Origin of the sequence: Shewanella aquimarina (assembly GCF_023349185.1) — a bacterium.
GTDB classification, from domain to species: domain Bacteria; phylum Pseudomonadota; class Gammaproteobacteria; order Enterobacterales; family Shewanellaceae; genus Shewanella; species Shewanella aquimarina.
The window spans coordinates 165,175-183,673 of sequence record NZ_JAKIKY010000002.1 but is presented as its reverse complement, the minus strand read 5'-3'; the positions used below and the strand labels follow the sequence as shown (position 1 = coordinate 183,673).

General features: G+C 55.9%; 14 protein-coding genes. 8 read left to right on the top strand and 6 right to left on the bottom strand.

The annotated features are described in order from the left end of the window. Positions 1-14 precede the first annotated feature (14 nt). A complete protein-coding gene (locus L2731_RS02930) occupies positions 15-1,505 on the top strand; it encodes a S41 family peptidase (RefSeq protein ID WP_249251761.1) in 1,491 nt (496 codons plus the stop codon). Beyond that, on the top strand, positions 1,498-2,028 hold the full coding sequence (locus L2731_RS02925) for a peroxiredoxin family protein (protein WP_249251760.1): 531 nt from the start codon (positions 1,498-1,500) through the stop codon (positions 2,026-2,028). The genes L2731_RS02930 and L2731_RS02925 overlap by 8 nt, the downstream gene beginning before the upstream one ends. Before the next feature lie 73 nt (positions 2,029-2,101). Here L2731_RS02925 and L2731_RS02920 read toward each other — a convergent pair whose 3' ends face one another. The 4 genes from L2731_RS02920 to L2731_RS02905 all read right to left on the bottom strand — a co-directional run bounded on the left by L2731_RS02920 (position 2,102) and on the right by L2731_RS02905 (position 8,596). Beyond that, positions 2,102-3,817, bottom strand: a complete 1,716-nt coding sequence (locus L2731_RS02920) for a hypothetical protein (RefSeq protein ID WP_249251757.1) — start codon at positions 3,815-3,817, stop codon at positions 2,102-2,104. A 473-nt stretch (positions 3,818-4,290) separates the two neighbouring features. After that, complete coding sequence (locus L2731_RS02915) at positions 4,291-5,043, bottom strand: phosphoadenylyl-sulfate reductase (RefSeq protein ID WP_249251755.1); 753 nt, start codon at positions 5,041-5,043, stop codon at positions 4,291-4,293. Then, positions 5,036-6,733, bottom strand: coding sequence for an assimilatory sulfite reductase (NADPH) hemoprotein subunit (gene cysI / locus L2731_RS02910; protein WP_239852492.1), 1,698 nt, complete (start codon positions 6,731-6,733; stop codon positions 5,036-5,038). Before cysI ends, L2731_RS02915 begins: the two co-directional genes overlap by 8 nt. Positions 6,734-6,811: 78 nt before the next feature. Continuing rightward, complete coding sequence (locus tag L2731_RS02905; RefSeq protein WP_249251753.1) at positions 6,812-8,596, bottom strand: assimilatory sulfite reductase (NADPH) flavoprotein subunit; 1,785 nt, start codon at positions 8,594-8,596, stop codon at positions 6,812-6,814. Between the two features lie 332 nt (positions 8,597-8,928). Between L2731_RS02905 and L2731_RS02900 the strand changes: the two genes are divergently transcribed. The 4 genes from L2731_RS02900 (at position 8,929) to L2731_RS02885 (ending at position 12,312) form a co-directional block, all read left to right on the top strand. Further along, a complete protein-coding gene (locus L2731_RS02900) occupies positions 8,929-10,098 on the top strand; it encodes a Re/Si-specific NAD(P)(+) transhydrogenase subunit alpha (protein ID WP_249251752.1) in 1,170 nt (389 codons plus the stop codon). Continuing rightward, positions 10,098-10,373: an NAD(P) transhydrogenase subunit alpha part 2 gene (locus L2731_RS02895; protein ID WP_011864469.1), complete on the top strand. Its 276-nt coding sequence runs from the start codon at positions 10,098-10,100 to the stop codon at positions 10,371-10,373. Before L2731_RS02900 ends, L2731_RS02895 begins: the two co-directional genes overlap by 1 nt. A gap of 6 nt (positions 10,374-10,379) precedes the next feature. Next, a complete protein-coding gene (locus tag L2731_RS02890) occupies positions 10,380-11,762 on the top strand; it encodes an NAD(P)(+) transhydrogenase (Re/Si-specific) subunit beta (protein ID WP_041508451.1) in 1,383 nt (460 codons plus the stop codon). Positions 11,763-12,027: 265 nt separating this feature from the next. Further along, positions 12,028-12,312: a hypothetical protein gene (locus L2731_RS02885; protein ID WP_239852497.1), complete on the top strand. Its 285-nt coding sequence runs from the start codon at positions 12,028-12,030 to the stop codon at positions 12,310-12,312. Positions 12,313-12,421: 109 nt separating this feature from the next. Here the strand turns inward: L2731_RS02885 and L2731_RS02880 are convergent, their stop codons facing one another. Beyond that, positions 12,422-13,273 carry a hypothetical protein gene (locus tag L2731_RS02880; RefSeq protein ID WP_249251751.1) on the bottom strand — a complete coding sequence of 284 codons (852 nt, stop codon included), beginning with the start codon at positions 13,271-13,273 and terminating at the stop codon, positions 12,422-12,424. Beyond that, a complete protein-coding gene (gene hldE / locus L2731_RS02875; RefSeq protein ID WP_249251750.1) occupies positions 13,270-14,700 on the bottom strand; it encodes a bifunctional D-glycero-beta-D-manno-heptose-7-phosphate kinase/D-glycero-beta-D-manno-heptose 1-phosphate adenylyltransferase HldE in 1,431 nt (476 codons plus the stop codon). Before hldE ends, L2731_RS02880 begins: the two co-directional genes overlap by 4 nt. 105 nt (positions 14,701-14,805) lie before the next feature. On the opposite strand from hldE, the gene L2731_RS02870 reads away from it, so the two are divergent. Together L2731_RS02870 and L2731_RS02865 are read left to right on the top strand one after the other, a co-directional pair. Next, a complete protein-coding gene (locus L2731_RS02870; RefSeq protein WP_249251749.1) occupies positions 14,806-15,732 on the top strand; it encodes an LpxL/LpxP family Kdo(2)-lipid IV(A) lauroyl/palmitoleoyl acyltransferase in 927 nt (308 codons plus the stop codon). Positions 15,733-16,053: 321 nt separating this feature from the next. After that, positions 16,054-18,345 (top strand): nitric-oxide reductase large subunit, encoded by a 2,292-nt coding sequence (locus L2731_RS02865; protein ID WP_249251748.1) that lies wholly within the window; start codon positions 16,054-16,056, stop codon positions 18,343-18,345. Positions 18,346-18,499 lie beyond the last annotated feature (154 nt).

The window sequence follows — 18,499 nt, the reverse complement described above, 5'->3', positions numbered from 1 at the left end:
CATTAGGAAGTAGAATGAAATTCGGACACCAGAGCATCATCAATGGCTTCGGCCTCATCATGTTGCTGAGCTGCATCCAGCTGACGGTGATCGCCCTGCGCGAGGAGCCGCCCAAGCCGCAGCTCTCGGCGCGGGAGATGCAGTCTGATCTTAACTACCTGCAACAACATCTCAGCCAATACTCCGCCAGCGCGGCCACCTCCCCCCAGCACTTAGTGAACCTGGATACCCAGATCAACAAGGCCCGGGGCCAGCTGCCCCTGGGCGGTGAGCGTCAGCTATTTGCCCAGCAACTGCTTAAGGTACTGACGGCCATAGACGATCCCAGCGCCCGGCTCGAGGGTGTCACCGCCCAGGCCTATCTGCCGATCAAGCTGCGCAAGTTAGACGATAAATGGCTGGCGCTGACCCAGGACAATCGCCCGCTGGACAGTGAGGCGCCCATTATCACCCATATCGATGGCCTGCCCATCGCGCTATGGATAGACGCCGCCAGACACTTTCTCCCCCCCAGCCTGGCCGATACCGCCAGTGAACAGGCGAGATACCTTTCGATGATCGCCATGCTCAGACGCGAGATAGGCCTAGTCGCTAGAAAGCAGTGCCGCCTCACCCTCAGCGATGAACAGGGCAACGGCCGCCAGCTCAGCCTGACGCTGACCAGCAAGCCTCCCCAGACCCTGAGCAACAGTGAATCGAGCGGCCAGGCAAGTGTCGATCTCCAGGGAGTTTTCGGCCTCTACGACCTGTCAGGCTTCTCCGCTGACAGCCCCCTGGGTCGACGCCTCAAACGCTCGCTGACCAGCCCTGTCACCATATTGGATCTGCGCCAGGCTCATGGCGCGGGCGATGAGCTGCTCAGGCTGCTGGCCCAGACATTCAGCCCGGACATCAGACCGCCGCTACTGGCGGGCTGGCCAGACTCCCTGCAGGCGGTGGCACGCTACAAGAAGGGGCCTAACCTGCGCAGCGACTACCTCAAGCCCCTAGGCTTCCTGCCGCCCGCTAGCCTGAGTCAGGCGGAGCAGTTACAGCTGGAGTTGCTCCGGCCACACCTGCCCGAAGAGGAACCCGGTTTTAGCCCCTGGCAGGCCAAGTTTTGGCACCTGGCCAGCCTACCCTGGTCGTATCTTCCCCGCCCTAAACGGGGTAAGTTGATGCTGCTGATTGGCCCAGATTGTCGTCAGCAGTGCCAGTGGGTAGCCCACTTCGCCAAGACCTGGCCAGACACCTTAGTGGTGGGTGAGGCGACGCGGGGGGAATATGGCAGACAGCAACAGCTCACCCTGCCAAACAGTGGCTTTAAGATAAGTTTCAACGCCACCCAGATATATGACGCCACGGGAAAAGCCCTGTCGGGCGTGCCGACCCAGCCCGATATCGAGCAGCCGCTGGATGAGGTCGTCTACTGGGAAAACCTTATCAGCCTGTTTGCGCCCGGCGCGAGCGGGCAAACACAACCTATAAATAACCCTAGCAACGCAGAAAGGAACACTCATGAATAAGTTAGTTACCAGACTCCTGCTCGGCCTGAGCCTGATCATTGCCGCGCAGGCCAATGCCACCGATCTCAAGGTGGGCGACAAGGCCCCAGATTTCAGGCTTCAGGCTACCGATGGCCACTATTATCAGCTCAGTGATTATCTGGGCAAACAGACGCTGGTCTTAGCCTGGTATCCCATGGCCAACACCCGAGGCTGCACCTTGGAGTGCAAGTCACTGGTAGAGAAAGGGGATCTCATCCGCCAATTCAAGGCCGTCTACATGATGGCCAGCGTCGATGATCTGGAAGACAACCAGAAATTTGCCAAGGAGCAGAAAGCCGATTTCCCTATGCTCAGCGATCCCAGCAAGGAGACCGCCAAGGCCTATGACGTACTCAACCTGGTGCGGGTCGCCAGCCGGGTGACCTTCTACATAGGCGAGGATGGCACCATATTGAAAATCGATGAGGACATTCATCCTAAGACGGCCGCCGAAGATATTGCCGCCAACCTAGCTGCCTTAGGTATCGCCAAGGCCGAGTAAGTTAAAAGTAAGCGATAAAAAAGCCCCGTGCGCTCAGGCCTCGGGGCTTTTTTTATGAATTTACAACAGATTCCTAGTCGTTTTGGGTCTGTACCAGGCTGTCGAAGACGATACCCTTGGCATTGATATCCATCTCCACCTTAAGCTGAGTGCGATAATCTTTTAGCGCCTCTAACTCCTCAGGAATAGGCTCGCCGCTCATGGCCATCAGGTTCATGGCTGGGGTAAATAGCTTGGCATAATCCGCCGTCATGGAGACAAGACCGTTAGCGCTCGGCGCTTCGCCCGCGAGTGCATCGGCGATCGCCTTGCTCTTCTCGCCTGTGTATATGGTGAGGTGCTGTCCCTTCAGTGCCATCTCCGCCCTCACCCCGAGGGATGGCGGCAGGTGCAGCGCGGCGCCGAGATCGACAGCGCTGCCGTCGCTAGGCAGGCTGACATTGGCCAGCTCAGGTGCGAAAGGCTTCACCATGTTAAACAGGGTGGCCGGATCGTCAGCCGACAGGGTCGCTATGGCATCGAGCTCCTTAAGAGAAACCTGCTGGGTACCTTGCTCCAGGGCATAATCGAGCAGCGAGAAGGAAACCCCTTTCACACCGTTAGCTATACCGGTAAACATACCCAGCATGGCCGGGCTTTGACCTTCCATCTCCCCCTGTAGCTGCGCCAGCGGCTCGCACTGATAGCTTGGGGTGAGCAGATCATCCCAGATCTTAGAGATGCTAGGCACAAACTGATTCACATCTATACCCAGCGCCATAGAAAACACACCCGTATCGATCGTCTTGGTATGGGCCGGAATAAAGCCGCGCATCTGGCTCAGGGCCCCGAGAATCACCTGATTATTGCTCTCGATAACAGTGCTAAAGCCTATCTTGGCCTGCTTGTTGTGCACCTCGAGAGCCGTATAACCGATCACTGTGCGGGGCCAGTTGGCAGCGATGCCGGCAAGCTCACTCTGACAGCTCTGGGTGCGCAGCTCGACAAAGGGATCGTCATGGATAAGCTTAAAGATCTGGGTCAGCTGGCGCGCCATCTGGTTACCGTCCAGGGTAGTGATCGCCTTAACTAACTCTTGATGGTTGAGATAGCTAACACCCGCCTGGCTAAAACCGTGCTTCTTGATGATCTCATCGACCGTGCCCGCCTTGGCGAGTGAGTCCTGAACGGGTTTGATGCCTAGCGCGGTTTCAAGCAGCTCAGGCTCGAAGAAACTGGTTTCCAGGGTCAGAGTCAGCATGCCCTTGTCGATGGCAACGATCAGATCGACACGCTCGCTTTCCCCTTCGTCGGTAAGACGATAGGCACGATACTTCACCTCACCCAGCTGCTTGGCCGTGTGCGTCAGGCCGCTATCGGCCTCGGCTTTATCCAGTACCGCCCAGAAGTGTTGAGGATTGGCGATATCCAGCTTGATCACCGGCAACACACCCAGGGTATAGAAATAACTGGTTATCTTGTCGGGCAGGCCAAAGGTATCGACTAGCTGCTGCCCATCCTGGGACGCATCGAAGTAGCGCTCCAATACACGGAAGATAAACTGGGCCCTGGGATCCTCGTCCTCAGACAGCAGTGTCTTCATCTCTGCAGGGTATTGCTTCTGCGCCTCGGGAAGCGCGTCGATATAATCCTTTATGGGAAAAGGCTCAATCTGTGCGGAAAACAGCGGTGTATCGGCTGGCACATAGGCCAATACCTGATTATCTACGGACTTAGGCGCCTGCTGCATCGCCCAGTAGCCCCCTGCGCCTATGGCAAGGATTGCCACCGCCACTAATGCCTTCTTCATTCAATAAACTCCCTGTTAAATCGCGCGGGCAGTCGGGCCTATCCCAAGCTGGCAGCACGTAAGAAAAGAATGGCGTCGATATTACTATATGGATGAATAAAAAGGGAAATAAGATTATCGGGGGGATCCCTGGATAGCCGCAGCGGACTATCCAGGGCCTATGGCTATTAATTAGCATGCGCCAGCAGACCAATCAAACATCTAGCTCTCGCCAAGCGAGTTGGGTTTCGACCTTGTCGGCGGCTCTGCCCGTCACTTAAAAGAGGAAGAAAAGCGACTGGATCCAAATCGGCTCCGATACAGACAACAATCCAAAACCATCTACGGGAACTTACCACTATAGTTCAAATTTCTGACCTGTGCATAACTGTGTGCAAAAGAAGTGTAAAAAAGCACACAAATCAGAAGAAAGTACTAATGAATCAGCGCGCTAGAGGCTTTATATCTCATAAAGCCTCCTGTTTCACCAATCCTTAGATCTCGTAGTGCAGGCCACACTCACGCTTGAGGCCGTTGAAGCGGGTCTCCTCTTCGGTCATCCCCAGCTCCAATGGGCGGCTGGAATGGGTATCCCCCACCGACACATAGCCCTGCTCCCATAGCGGATGATAAGGCAGGTCGTGCTTAGTGAGATACTCGTGCACATCCTTGTTGCTCCACTCCAGAATAGGCAGCAGCTTGTAGCGATCGCCATGGATCGCCAGAATCGGCAGCTCCTCGCGAGTACTGGACTGGGCGCGGCGCAGGCCCGCGAACCAGGTCCCTACCTCTAGCTCCTTGAGCGCCGTCTGCATCGGGACCACCTTGTTGAGACGATTGTATTGCTCCAGACCATCCAGCCCCTGCTCCCACAGGCGACCGAAACGGGCCTCCTGCCAGGCGCTGGTCATGGGCGCGCGGTACACCTTAAGATTGAGCTTGAGTCGCTCGGTCAGCTCATCGATAAACTGATAGGTCTCGGGAAACAGATAGCCAGTGTCCGTGAGGATCACCGGAATATCCTGCTGTACCTGGGTGACCAGATGCAGCATCACGGCGCCCTGAATACCGAAGCTCGATGACAGCGCATGGGTGCCCGGCAGGTAAGCCAGGCCCCAGATCACCCGCTCGGCGGGCGTGAGTCCCGCCAGGAAGGCGTTGACTCGGGCCAGCTCTGCATCTTGCTCAACCTTTGGCGCGCTCAATAGAGCCTTTAGCGCCTGGGCAGAGATCACTGAATTATCCATGGAAATCCTTAGCGGCATCGATAACCGCCTTCACCACGCCGACACGCACGGTGAAGTTACCAAAGGTTTCGCCAGCTTCACGCTCTTTGACGTAGCGGGCAAACAGTTCATCCAGCGCCGCCAGAATCTCGGCTTCCTGAATGTTCTCGCGATAAAGTTTGTTCAGGCGTGTCCCCTCGAAACTCGCTCCCAGGTAGAGGTTGTAGCGACCAGGCGCCTTACCCACCAGGCCAATTTCGGCGGCGAAGGGGCGCGCACAGCCGTTAGGACAGCCCGTCATGCGGATCACTATCGGCTGCTCTAGGAAGCCGTGCTTCTCCTGCAGCGCCTCCACCTTGGTCATGAAGTCCGGGAAGTAACGCTCGGCCTCGGCCATCGCCAGGGCGCAGGTCGGCAGCGCCACACAGGCAATGGAGTGGCCACGAGTCGGGCTTATCAACTTGCCCATCAGGCCATGACTGCGGGCGATAGCCTCGATCTGCGCCTTATCCTCTTCGGCCACACCGGCGATGATGATGTTCTGGTTGGCGGTCATGCGAAAATCACCCTTGTGTACCAGGGCTATTTCACGCAGGCCGGTCTGCAGCGGTTGTCCCGGCAGATCCTTGATACGGCCCCCCTCGATAAACAGGGTCAGATGCCAGTTATTATCCACCCCCTTGATCCAGCCGTAACGATCGCCGCGATCGCCGATCACCACCTCACGCTTAGGTTCAAATTTTACTCCGGCGCGCTGTTCCACTTCTGCCTTGAAGGCCTCAAAACCATGCTTGACTATGGTGTACTTAAGGCGCGACTGCTTACGATCTGAGCGGTTACCCCAATCGCGCTGCACCTTGAGCACGGCCTCGGCAAACTTGAGGCAGTCTTCGGCCTTGATGAAGCCAAAGTCGTCGCCCAAACGCGGGAAGGTCGCGACCTCGCCATGGGTCGAGCCCATGCCACCACCGGCCACCATGTTAAAGCCCACCAGCTCACCATCTTCGGCCACGGCGATGAAGCCAAGGTCGTTGGTGTAGACATCCACGTCGTTATCGGGCGGTACGGCCACGGCCATCTTAAATTTACGTGGCAGATAGGTCTTGCCATAGACTGGCTCCACCTCTTCGCTCTCGCTCACCGCCACCTTGTCATCGCCCAGCCAGATCTCGGCGTAGGCCTTGGTACGTGGCAGGTAGTTATCCGACAGCTTCTTGGCCCAGTAGTAGGCCTGCTGATGCAGCTTGGATTCTACCGGGTTAGGGTTACACATTACATTACGGTTCACGTCGCCACAGGCGGCGATGGAGTCCAGCGCCTCTCTGTCCAGATCCTGGATCAGCGTCTTGAGGTTACGCTTAGGGATGCCGTGATACTGAAAGGTCTGGCGGGTCGTCAGACGAATGCTGTTAGAGCTGGTCAGGGTCGAGGCAATCTTATCTACCCCCAGCCACTGCTTGGGGGTACAGACGCCACCGGCGACACGGGCACGCAACATGAAGCTGTATAGGGGCTCTAGCTTCTGTTCCTTACGCTCGTTGCGCAGATCGCGGTCGTCCTGCTGGTAGAAACCATGGAACTTGATCAACTGCTGATCCGCGTCGTTGAAGGCACCGGTCAGCGAGGTGTCTAACCCCTCTTCGATAGTGCCGCGCAGATAGTTACTGTCGGTCTTTAGGTACTCGTTTACTGATAATTTCTGGTCGCTCATGGCTGCTGCCCTATTGTCTCTTTTGCACCGGCTCTGCCCATGCAAGTTAATCTGTCGGCGACTGGCGCCCTGTCTCAATTAATAAACGTCTTTCTGGTAACGCTTGTCGCTGCGCAGGCTTTCCAGCAGGGCCTCAGCCTGCTCCTCGCTCTTGCCACCATGCTGCTTGATCACCTCGATCAATGCCTGATGCACATCTTTGGCCATGCGCTCGGCATCGCCGCAGATATAGAGATGCGCACCGCGCTCGATCCACAGCCATAGCGCCTCGCCGCGCTCCAGGATACGGTGCTGCACATAGATCTTATGAGCCTGATCTCTCGAGAAGGCCGAATCCAGGCGCGTCAGGGTGCCGTCTTTAAGGTACTGCTGCCACTCGGTCTGATAGAGGAAATCCTGCTCGAAGTGCGGATTGCCGAAGAAGAGCCAGCTGTCGCCCTGAGCGCCCTGGGCCGCGCGCTCTTGCATGAAGGCGCGGAACGGTGCCACACCTGTACCTGGGCCAATCATGACCACAGGCGTATCCGGATTTTCCGGCAGGCGGAAGTGATTGTTCGGCTCCACATAAACCTTGACCTCGGCACCTTCCTGAGCGTTTGCCAGGAAGTGTGACGCGCCGCCAAAGCGGGTACCCGACTCGCGCTCGTCTTCCACCAGCGCCACGGTCAGGTGTACCTCGCTCGCCACCTCAGACTGGCTCGAGGCGATCGAGTAGAGTCTTGGGGTGATTGGACGCAGCAGCTCCACCAGCTGGAAGGCGCTGATGTCCACAGGATACTTGGCCACCAAGTCGGCCAGCTGATGCTTGAGAATAAATTGACGGGTCTGCTCCCTGTCTTCGCTGATCGCCTGCAGCTCACTATTGCCGCTTAGCTGCGCCCAGTTTTGTACCAGACCAGGATAGAGCTGGGTCAGCTCACGCTTCTCTTTAAGCGCCTGGCTTAGGGTCAGGCTCGCATCCCCTAGAGTGACCTCTGCCTCGCCGTCTAACTTGAGGCCCTCAAGGATCTCAGTGACTAAGGCATCGCTATTACTGAACCAGACGCCCAGGGCATCACCGACCTGATAGTTCAGGCCAGACTCGCCGAGATCTATCTCCACATGGCGCACGTCGCGATCCGAGTCGCGTCCGGTCAGCTTCTGACTCGCCAAGAGCTCGGCGCTGTAGGGCTTCTGTTTAGTAAAGCTCGAACCCGTCGTCGTGGTGCTTGCGCTGCCGATAGAGACCACGCTCGCGCCAGTGTCCACCAATGGCTTGACCGCGCCCAGCACAGCCTCTTGCCACTGAGTCGCCGCCGACTCGTAATCCACGTCACACTCGGTGAGTGGCACGATAGCCTTGGCACCCAGTGCACTCAGGCGTTGATCGAAATCTTTACCCGTCTGGCAGAAGAACTCATAGCTGGAATCTCCCAGCGCCAGTACGGCATAGTTAAGGGTATCTAGCTTAGGTGCGCGCTTAGAGGCCAGGAACTTGTGTAGCTCGATGGCATCGTCCGGCGCCTCACCTTCACCATGAGTGCTCACCACGGCCAACAGCAGTGTCTCCTGCTTCAGCTGACGCGTCTTGTAGTCGGCCATAGAGACCAGATTGACGCTGTAGCCCTGAGCCTGCGCCTTCTCGGCCAGCTCATTGGCGATGCCACGGCCGTTGCCGGTCTGGCTGCCGTAGAGAATGGTGATGGTCTGCTGGGGCGCTTGCTGCACCTCGCCGGCCACGCCGCTCAGTTCGGCCGTAGCCGCCAGGTAGCCGCCTACCCAGGCGAGTTGCACGGCATTGAGTTCAGAGGTGAGTTGCTTAAGCTTATCCACCTGTGTCGCAGACAGAGGAGAAGCCAGTGATGAAAGCTCTTTTAACAGCATGGAAGACGGCCCTATAACAGTGTAATTAGCCTAGCTTAGTGGCTTAATAGAAAAGCAAAAAAGAATAAAATCTAATTTTTAATTCATTTTTGGAATATGCAAAGGTCATAATTTGAGCTACAAAAGTGAGAGTGGTGAGCGATATTTGCTTAAGCTGTGCCCTTAACCACAGAATTTGAAATGAAATTTTGTGGACTGGCGCAAACTTTTTGCTCCGACCAGTGCACGAGTGCTGATTATGAAAAATTCGCGCTTGTGTCTAAGTCCAGACTCGCCACAATAGCCACCCAATAATTCATAACGACGTCTGTCCCCAACTAAGAGGTTTCTCAGTGAAACTAGGTCTACCTAAAGAGAGCCATGCCGAAGAAAAACGCGTCGCGTTGATCCCGGCCAATGTGACTCGGTTAATCAAAAAAAACCTCCAAATTATCGTGGAGAGCGGAGCGGGTGTCGCTGCAGGCTTTAGCGATCAAGCCTATCAAGAGGCGGGAGCCGTCATTGCCGACAGAGACGAGGTGCTCGGCGCCGATATCATCACCCTGGTCAACCTTAAGGGTGAGCAGTTTGAGGAGATAAAGGCCAAGGCCAAACCCCATCAGCTGTTTATCGGCATGATGGATCCCCTGGCGCAACCGGAAAATGCCGCTAGCCTGGCCGAAACCGGCACCAGCGCCCTGGCACTGGAATTGGTCCCCAGGATCACCCGTGCCCAGAGCATGGATATCCTCTCCTCAATGGCCACCATCGCAGGCTATAAGGCCGTGCTGCTGGCGGCCCACGAGGCGCCGCGCATGTTCCCTATGATGATGACGGCCGCAGGCACCCTCAAGCCGGCCCGCGCCTTCATCATGGGTGTCGGCGTCGCCGGTCTGCAGGCCTGTGCTACGGCCAAGCGTCTGGGCGCCGTGGTGGAAGCCTATGATATTCGCCCCGCCGCTAGGGAGCAGATCCTCTCCGTGGGCGCCAAGCCGGTCGAGCTGGATCTTGAAACCGAAAATACCGAGACCAAGGGGGGCTACGCCGCCGAGCAGAGCGACGACTTTATCAAGCGTCAGCAGCAGGCGATGGCCAATGTGCTGGCGCAGCAGGATATCGTCATCACCACAGCAGCCATCCCGGGCCGCAAGGCGCCCGTACTGATCACCAAGGAGATGGTGGATGCCATGAAGCCGGGCACGGTTATCGTAGATCTCGCCGCCGAAACCGGCGGTAACTGCGAGCTGACAGAGCTGGACCAGACCGTTGTCCATAACGGCGTCACCATACTCGGGCCATCAAATGTGCCTGGCAGCGCGGCGACCCACGCCAGCCAGATGTATGGCACCAACATAGAAAACCTGCTCAAGCTAATCGTCGACGATGAGGGCCAGTTACAGCTGGACTTCGACGACGAGATTGTGCGCGACACAGTCGTCACCCATCAGGGTGAGGTGGTTAACGCCAGATTACGCGACCTGTTATCACTGCCGTTACTTGCGGCAACAGAGGAGGCTCAATAATGGAGATCTTATTACTACTGACCCTGTTTGTGGTGGCAGTATTCCTTGGGGTTGAGCTGATCACTAAGGTGCCGCCTACCCTGCATACTCCCCTGATGTCGGGCTCAAACGCCATCTCGGGGATCTCTCTGGTCGGCGCCCTACTTGCGGCCGGTTCAGGTGCGGGACTCTGGGTCAATGTACTGGGCTTCATCGCCGTGGTACTGGCCACCATTAACGTTGTGGGTGGCTACATGGTCACCAACCGTATGCTTGCCATGTTTAAGAGGAAATAAGCCAACATGAGTATGACGATTATCTATCTCGCCTACCTTGTGGCTGCGAGTCTGTTTATTTTAGGGATCAAGGGGCTGACCAAGCCCCGCACCGCGGTGCGCGGTAACCAGTTATCGGCCCTGGGCATGTTCATCGCCGTGGTGGTAACCCTGCTGGACAAGAGCATCTTAAGCTATGAGTGGATCATTGCCGGTATCTTGCTGGGTGGTGCCATAGGCGCCGTGATGGCCACCAAGATCCAGGTGACCGCCATGCCGCAGATGGTGGCCCTGCTCAACGGTTTCGGTGGCGGCGCCTCGCTGTTTATCGCCCTAGCGAGCTTCCTGGATCCCGATTCGGCGACCCATGTGGTCGCGCTGATCTCTATCGGCCTGACCGTGCTTATCGGCTCTGTGACCCTGTCGGGCTCCTTCGTGGCGTTTGCTAAGCTACAGGAGCTTATCTCGGGTAACCCTATCCGGGTACCGGGTAACAAGTTCATCAACGCCAGCCTGTTGATCGCGGCCCTGATACTGACGGTTGCCGTGGTCACCACGCCGAGCAATCCGACCTTCATCTACGCCCTGGTAGCCGTATCGCTATTACTGGGTCTCTTCCTGGTGGTGCCTATTGGCGGCGCCGATATGCCAGTGGTTATCGCCCTGCTGAACTCCTATTCGGGGATCGCGGCGGCGACCACAGGTTTCATCACGGGCAATACGGTACTGATCGTCTCGGGTTCACTGGTCGGCGCCTCGGGCATCATCCTAACCCAGATCATGTGTAAGGCGATGAACCGCTCGCTGTTCAACGTGCTCTTTGGTGTCATGGCCGAAGGCGGTGAGACTGTGGATGCCGACGAGGTATACGCCGGCAAGGTAACCTCCTCTTCACCAGAAGAGGTCGCCATGCTACTGGAAACCGCCGAGCGCGTGGTGATTGTCCCGGGTTACGGTCTGGCGATGGCGCAGGCGCAACATGCGGTGCGTGAGCTGGCCTCGATACTGGAGGCGCGCGGCGCCCAGGTGCTCTACGCCATTCACCCTGTTGCTGGCCGCATGCCAGGCCACATGAACGTACTGCTGGCCGAGGCCGAGGTACCCTACGAGCAGCTGATCGAGATGGATGAGATCAACCCTCAGTTCGAGCAGACAGATGTGGCCATCGTCATTGGTGCCAACGACGTGACCAACCCTATGGCCCGTGAGGACAAGGGCAGCCCTATCTACGGCATGCCTATCCTAAACGTCGATAAGGCGCGTACCGTGGTGGTCGTTAAGCGCTCCCTGAGCCCAGGCTTCGCCGGTCTGCCCAATCCTCTGTTTGCCAAAGATAACGCCCTGATGTTGTTTGGTGACGGTAAGAAGGCGATTGTCGATCTGACTCAGTCCCTGAAAGAAGCGGACTAAGCGTACAACATCTACAAAAAGGTCGTTTAACGGCCTTTTTTATTGCCTCGCGAAAAATGAATTTAGATAAATCTTCTTGATAAATTTGCAGTTTATTTTTTATCTTCTCGACCTTGCTTTTTGGTGAAAAGTTATCCAAACATTTCGGCTATACTTAGCGTGAGAGGCCACGCTTTGGCCGGGTGAATCGCTTGCATATTGACTTAACATCTGATTATATAATCATCATGTAACAATGTTAGCGTTTCCTAAAGAGGCTTTGAAAATGCAAACTCAAGTGCTAAATAATGGACTGCTCTCTTTCGAGGATAGGCGCGTTTCTCAGGCTCACACTAACGAACATTGGGACAGGTTGACGACGGCGCAGCGATTCGCCTTCTACACCTTAGCGAAACTTGGTTATCAGCTACTCTTTGTCAGACAAACCCCTACAACGAGTACGGCTATCGCCAAGCAGGAAGATCAACTCGCGACCATAGACGATGACGGTGATATCGACTTTAACCCAGATATCATCCTGCGCGAACGCCGTCCACCTCGAAAGCAATAAGTTAAAAAAGGAGCCTCTGGCTCCTTTTTTATTTCCCAAACGTTCCGGTTATACCAATCACAGTAAATATGTGATCAGAAATAGCGCAGGAAAAACATTACGATTGGTATTACTCCCCCTGCATCGCCTGTTCAGTCAACCAGCGATCGGCCGCCTGTTCCCCCATCAAGTGGTTCAGGGTTGGCCGGATGATGACGCCCATCTCGGGTCTGCGCCAGAACATGTAATGAGGTAACTTAGCCTGGGTCGCCGCGCCGAACACTCTGTGGAGCAGGCTGGCAAACTCATCTAGGGTCTCCTGATCGTATTGCACCAGATCGGGATAGATGGCGTCGATAAGACTATCGAAATCCTCAAATGCCCCTAACGCCTGCCAGCTATATCGAGTGAGCAGCTGAGAGAGCATGGGCGTCGACCAGTGAGAGATCGCCTTCACGTTCTCAAACACCTCTAGGTTGCGTCTGTGATACTGCTGCCAGGCCAGAGTTTCCGGCCAGTCTGCCTTGGCAAGCGACCAGAGCAGGTAAAAATCTGCCAGCCACTCGTGTTGGTAAGGCGTTAGCTTATCGACTTGCAAGTAAGTGGAGCGCGAACGGCTCACCGCCAGGTGCCCCAGCTCGTGAGCCAGGGTCATCTGCTTGGCCTGCGCTATCGGCAGGGCATAGACCTGGCCGTTCCACAGCGCCGAATAAGATTTGGGAATGCGCGCCTCGGCCAGCAACACCAGGCCGGTAACACTTAAGTTGGTAACACCTAGATCGCCCAGGGGCCTGACCATGGCACCGCGACGGCCCATCTGACTCACCAGCGTTTGAGAATTGAGGGGGAATTGCGCCCTGGCCTCAGGGGGTAACTGGGCCAGGCACTCTTTAATATGAGACGTTTGACATACCAGGGCCTGACCTTGGGGCATGGGCGCCCAGAACCAGGCACTGGCGATCAGTAACGTCTCGAGGATCACTGCTTGGCCATGATATTTTCGATGATGGCCGTAGTAGAGACGCCATCTTCGAAGCCTAGCACCTCGACGCTGCCACCGGCGGCGATCACCTCTTTGCCACCGGCGATCTCTTCTACCTTGTAGTCACCGCCCTTCACCAGCTTGGTGGGTAGTAGTCTGGAGATGATGCGCTGTGGCGTGTCTTCGCTGAAGGGCACCACCCAGTCTACCGAGGCAAGACCCGCCAGTACCGCCATACGACGCTCCAGCTTGTTGACCGGACGGCCGTCACCCTTGAGGCGCTTCACCGATTCATCATCGTTGACGGCCACGATAAGCCTGTCACCCAATGCTCTCGCCTGCTGCAAGTAGCTCACATGGCCGGCGTGCAGGATGTCGAAACAGCCATTGGTCATCACCACGCGCTCGCCCTTCAACTTGGCCTGCTCCAGAGCATAGGCCAGTTGATCTTCACTTACCACCCCATATCCGCTCTCGCCATGGCTCAGATTAAGCGCCGCGATGAGTTCGATGCGGCTCACGGTAGAGGTACCCAGCTTGCCGACGACTATACCCGCCGCCGTGTTCGCCAGGGCGCAGGCCACAGGCAAGTCGCAACCTACCGCCAGCGAAGTCGCTAATGCCGAAATCACAGTGTCACCGGCGCCGGTAACGTCATAGACCTCACGGGCAACAGTTGGAATGTGCAACTCAGGGCCATCCTGGGTGATCAGCGTCATCCCCTTCTCGGAGCGGGTCACCAATAGCGCCTCGAAATCGAAATCACGCATCAGCTGCTTGGCCTTGGCTACCAGATCCGCCTCATCGGCCACGGCACCGACCACCTGCTCAAACTCACTCATGTTAGGGGTAAGCAGGCTGGCACCGCGATAGCGGGAAAAATCACTGCCCTTAGGATCCACCAGCACCTTGACCCCTTTGGCCTTGGCCTTGGCGATAAAGGCCTGAGGCGTATCTATGGCCCCCTTGGCATAATCTGACAAGACCACCACGGCCACCTTATCCAGTTCTTTCTCGGCACTTTCCAGCAAGGCCTGGCTCTGCTCGGCCGGATAGGCCTCCTCGAAGTCGAGGCGAATCAACTGCTGGTTGCGGGATAAGACGCGTAACTTAGTAATGGTTGGCAGGTGAGCCACTCTGTGCCACTTAGGCGCAACGCCCATGGCCTCAACCCCTTGGGTCAGGGCGGCAGCGGTTTCATCCTCACCCACTATGCCCGCCAGGCTCACCTGACCGCCCAAGGCAGCGATGTTCAGGGCAACGTTTGCCGCCCCGCCGGGTCTGTCTTCTATCTGATTCACTCTTACCACAGGCACAGGCGCCTCGGGCGAAATACGCCCCGTTGGGCCGCTCCAGTATCTGTCTAACATCACATCACCGACGACCAGAACGTTTGCTTTTTCGAAAGCTGGCAGAGAAATCTTCATATGGCACTTATCTTTTTGCGAAAATTAATCCCTGATTATACCTAATTTTCCCAACAAATTGAGTTAGAATAAGCAGTAATTTTTGTAAACCCCATAGGGTCAACCGTGGTCGAAAACGCTCAATTCTCCGCTCAATTTTTCCATCCCAAATACTGGCTCATCTGGTTAGGTGTCGGCTTGATGCGCCTGACCCAGCTGCTGCCGCTCAGAGCCCAGATGAAGCTGGGGCGAGGCATAGGCCGCTTAGCCATGGCGATCGCCGGCAGCCGCGTCAACACAGCCAAACGCAACATCGAACTCTGCTTTCCCGAGATGAGCCCGGCCGAGCAACAGGCCTTGTTGACCCAAAACTTTGAAGAGACTGGCAAGGCTATCTTCGACATCGCCAACGCCTGGTGGTGGAGCGATGAACGCATTCAGCGCCACATGACGATTAAAGGCCAGGAAAATGTGGAACAGACACTGGCGGCGGGTCAGGGGGTTATCCTCTTTGCGGTGCACTGCCTGCCACTGGAGATGGGCGCTCGTATCTTCGGCCAGTTTCAGCCGGGCATAGGCGTCTACCGTCCCCACAATAATCCGCTGATGGAATACCTTCAGGTCAAGGGACGCCTGCGCTCCAACAAGGGACTGGTGCCTAAACGGGATCTCAGGCAGATGGTGCGCAGCCTGCGCAACCCAGATGTGATCTGGTATACCGCGGACCAGGATTTTGGCCGTTCAAGCGCCGTCTTTATCCCCTTCTTCGCCGTACAGGAAGCCGCAACCATAACGGGTGCCACTACCCTCGCCAAGCTCGGCAAGGCCAAGGTACTGCCATTCATTGTGGTGCGTAACCAGGATGACAAGGGATACACCATAGAGATCCAGCCACCGCTGGAGGATTTCCCTGGGGAGAACGAGCTGGAAGATGCCAAGCGGGGTAACCGCATCATAGAAGAGAGCATCGAACGAAGCCCAGCGCAGTATATGTGGCTGCATAGACGCTTCAAGACGCGCCCCAATAAGGATGACCCGTCGCTCTATCGCTAGAGGCCTGTAGACTTTCATCTCGCCACTGAAGGCTCAATCCCTAACGGGAAACGCCAGATAAAGCCAGCCATTGAGGCTGGCTTTTTTGTCACCAAGCATCACCCCACCGAGCCAACAAGTATCAAATCGACACAGACAAAATACATACTGTCTTTTTGACAAGCAGTGTCATTTTTACACTTTAACAGGGATGTCATTATGACAACTTAATAAGACACCAATACAAGGTTAATCATTAATAATCAATTGCTTAAAAAACTGGCACACTAGATGCTATTACAGGGTACTCCACACCTACAATATATTGCGCTGAGAGGCTCTATGAACAAACAACGGCTAACGGCGATAGCACTCTTGATAGTACTTATCGCTTCATTCTCTGTCCTGCTAAGCATAGGCAGTGACATCTATCGCGAAAAACCTCCGATTCCCACTGCCTTTACCGATGTTCAGGGTCAGCCCCTGTTCACTCAAAATGATATCGAACGCGGCCAACTGGTTTGGCGTTCTATGGGCGGACACCAGCTGGGCTCTATCTGGGGTCACGGCTCCTACGTTGCCCCAGACTGGACCGCAGACTGGCTACACCGTGAGGCTCAGGCCTGGTTAGATATCACCGCCAAGGCGCAATATGGCAGAAGCTTTAACGAACTGGACTCTATCAAGAAAGCCGGGCTCGAACAGTCTCTGCGTGACGATCTTCGCCACAACAGCCTGACCACCTCGGCCAATGGTGAGATTCACATCAGCCTGTCTGACACCCGCGTCAAGGCGATTGAAGAGGTTTCGGATCACTATCTGTCTCTCTTCGGTGACGATCCTAAGCTTGCTACTCTGCGTGAACAATACGCGATGAAAGAAGGCACTGTACCCGACCTAGAGCGTCGTCAACAGCTAAACGCCTTCCTATTCTGGGGTGCCTGGGCCGCCATCACCGAACGTAAAGGTCAAGAGTACACCTACACAAACAATTGGCCATTCGACCCTCAGCTGGGTAACACCCCAACCTCTGACAACATCGTCTGGTCTATCCTGAGTATCGTGACCCTGATCGCAGGTGTCGGTGCCCTGGTTTGGCATCATGCGGCTGGCAAGCATGAAGAGCTGCCAACACCCGCCAAGGAAGATCCCCTGTTCCTCAAGAAGCCAACGGCCTCACAGAAAGCCGTGGGTAAATACTTCGTTACTGCGGTCGGTCTCTTCCTGCTACAGGTCCTCCTGGGGGGCATAACGGCTCACTACGCGGTAGAAGGCCAAAACTTCTACGGTATTCCGTTATCCGAGATCCTGCCTTACTCAGTAACACGTACCTGGCACACCCAGCTAGCAGTATTCTGGATCGCCACCGCCTGGCTTGGCACCGGCCTCTATATCGCACCTGCGCTATCGGGTTACGAGCCTAAGTTCCAACGCCTTGGCGTCAACGTCCTCTGGGTTGCCCTGGTAATCGTAGTACTGGGCTCAATGGCCGGTGAATGGATCGGTGTACAACAATACTTCGACCTGGATACCAACTTCCTCTTCGGTCATCAAGGATACGAATATATCGATCTCGGCCGCGTCTGGCAGGTACTGCTACTCGCTGGTCTATTAATCTGGCTAACCCTGGTCACCGCCGCCATCCGCCCAGCCCTTAAGGTGCAAGGTGAGATGCGCCCTGTTATCTGGGTACTGTACGCCTCTTGTGTCGCCATCGGCCTCTTCTATGGTGCCGGTCTCTTCATGGGCAAGCACACCAACCTGGCTATCGCCGAGTACTGGCGCTGGTGGGTAGTTCACCTATGGGTAGAAGGCTTCTTCGAGACCTTCGCGACCTCTGTTATCGCCCTGATGCTGGTGCGTCTTGGCCTAATCCGTGCTCGTAGCGCCAACGGCGCCGTACTGTTCGCCACGGTTATCTTCCTCACCGGTGGCCTTATCGGTACCCTGCACCACCTCTACTTCACTGGTACACCTACGGGTGTGATCGCCTGGGGCGCCATCTTCTCAGCACTGGAAGTGGTACCGCTAGCACTGATCGGCTTCGAGGCTATCGAAAGCTACCGTATGCGTAACGCCAGCCCTTGGATGATTCGCTACAAGTGGGCCATCATGTTCTTCGTCGCAACAGCCTTCTGGAACTTAGTGGGTGCCGGCGTTCTGGGCTTCCTGATTAACCCACCGATCTCGCTATACTTCATCCAGGGTCTTAACACTACTGCGACCCACGGCCACGCTGCCTTCATGGGTGTATACGGTATGCTAGGTGTTGGTCTGATGCTCTTCTGTCTGCGCGGTCTTACCGGTCAGATCCAATGGAGCGACAAGCTGCTTAAGGGTGCCTTCTGGAGCCTTAACATAGGTCTGGCGGCCATGGTCTTCATGTCACTGCTACCTGTCGGTCTGACTCAGTTCTTCGCCGTCATCGAAAATGGCTACTGGTTCGCCCGTTCACCTGAAGTGATCCACAGCCCATTAGTTGAGACACTGGTTTGGATGCGTGTCCCTGGTGACGTCATCTTCGGTGCAGGTGGTCTGTTCCTAGGTGCCTTCCTGTTCGACATCATCAAGAAGGCCATCGGTGCCAAGGGTACTCAAGCCATTGCCGATTCAACACTGTCGGCTAACGCATAAGGCCTGACATCACTCGACAAAGGGGTCATAGCGACCCCTTTTTACCCTCAAAGCAAGTGTAAAAATGACAATAAACATTAGTGTTAAATTGACATATACTAAGATCTAAAACCGCCGCAGCATGCCAGTAGAGAAGGATACAGCCTGGCATAGG

Coding starts and splice junctions, on each gene's coding strand:
- L2731_RS02930 (WP_249251761.1), top strand. CDS start 15: ATGAAATTCGGACACCAGAGCATCATCAATGGCTTCGGCCTCATCATG.
- L2731_RS02925 (WP_249251760.1), top strand. CDS start 1,498: ATGAATAAGTTAGTTACCAGACTCCTGCTCGGCCTGAGCCTGATCATT.
- L2731_RS02920 (WP_249251757.1), bottom strand. CDS start 3,817: ATGAAGAAGGCATTAGTGGCGGTGGCAATCCTTGCCATAGGCGCAGGG.
- L2731_RS02915 (WP_249251755.1), bottom strand. CDS start 5,043: ATGGATAATTCAGTGATCTCTGCCCAGGCGCTAAAGGCTCTATTGAGC.
- cysI (WP_239852492.1), bottom strand. CDS start 6,733: ATGAGCGACCAGAAATTATCAGTAAACGAGTACCTAAAGACCGACAGT.
- L2731_RS02905 (WP_249251753.1), bottom strand. CDS start 8,596: ATGCTGTTAAAAGAGCTTTCATCACTGGCTTCTCCTCTGTCTGCGACA.
- L2731_RS02895 (WP_011864469.1), top strand. CDS start 10,098: ATGGAGATCTTATTACTACTGACCCTGTTTGTGGTGGCAGTATTCCTT.
- L2731_RS02890 (WP_041508451.1), top strand. CDS start 10,380: ATGAGTATGACGATTATCTATCTCGCCTACCTTGTGGCTGCGAGTCTG.
- L2731_RS02885 (WP_239852497.1), top strand. CDS start 12,028: ATGCAAACTCAAGTGCTAAATAATGGACTGCTCTCTTTCGAGGATAGG.
- hldE (WP_249251750.1), bottom strand. CDS start 14,700: ATGAAGATTTCTCTGCCAGCTTTCGAAAAAGCAAACGTTCTGGTCGTC.
- L2731_RS02865 (WP_249251748.1), top strand. CDS start 16,054: ATGAACAAACAACGGCTAACGGCGATAGCACTCTTGATAGTACTTATC.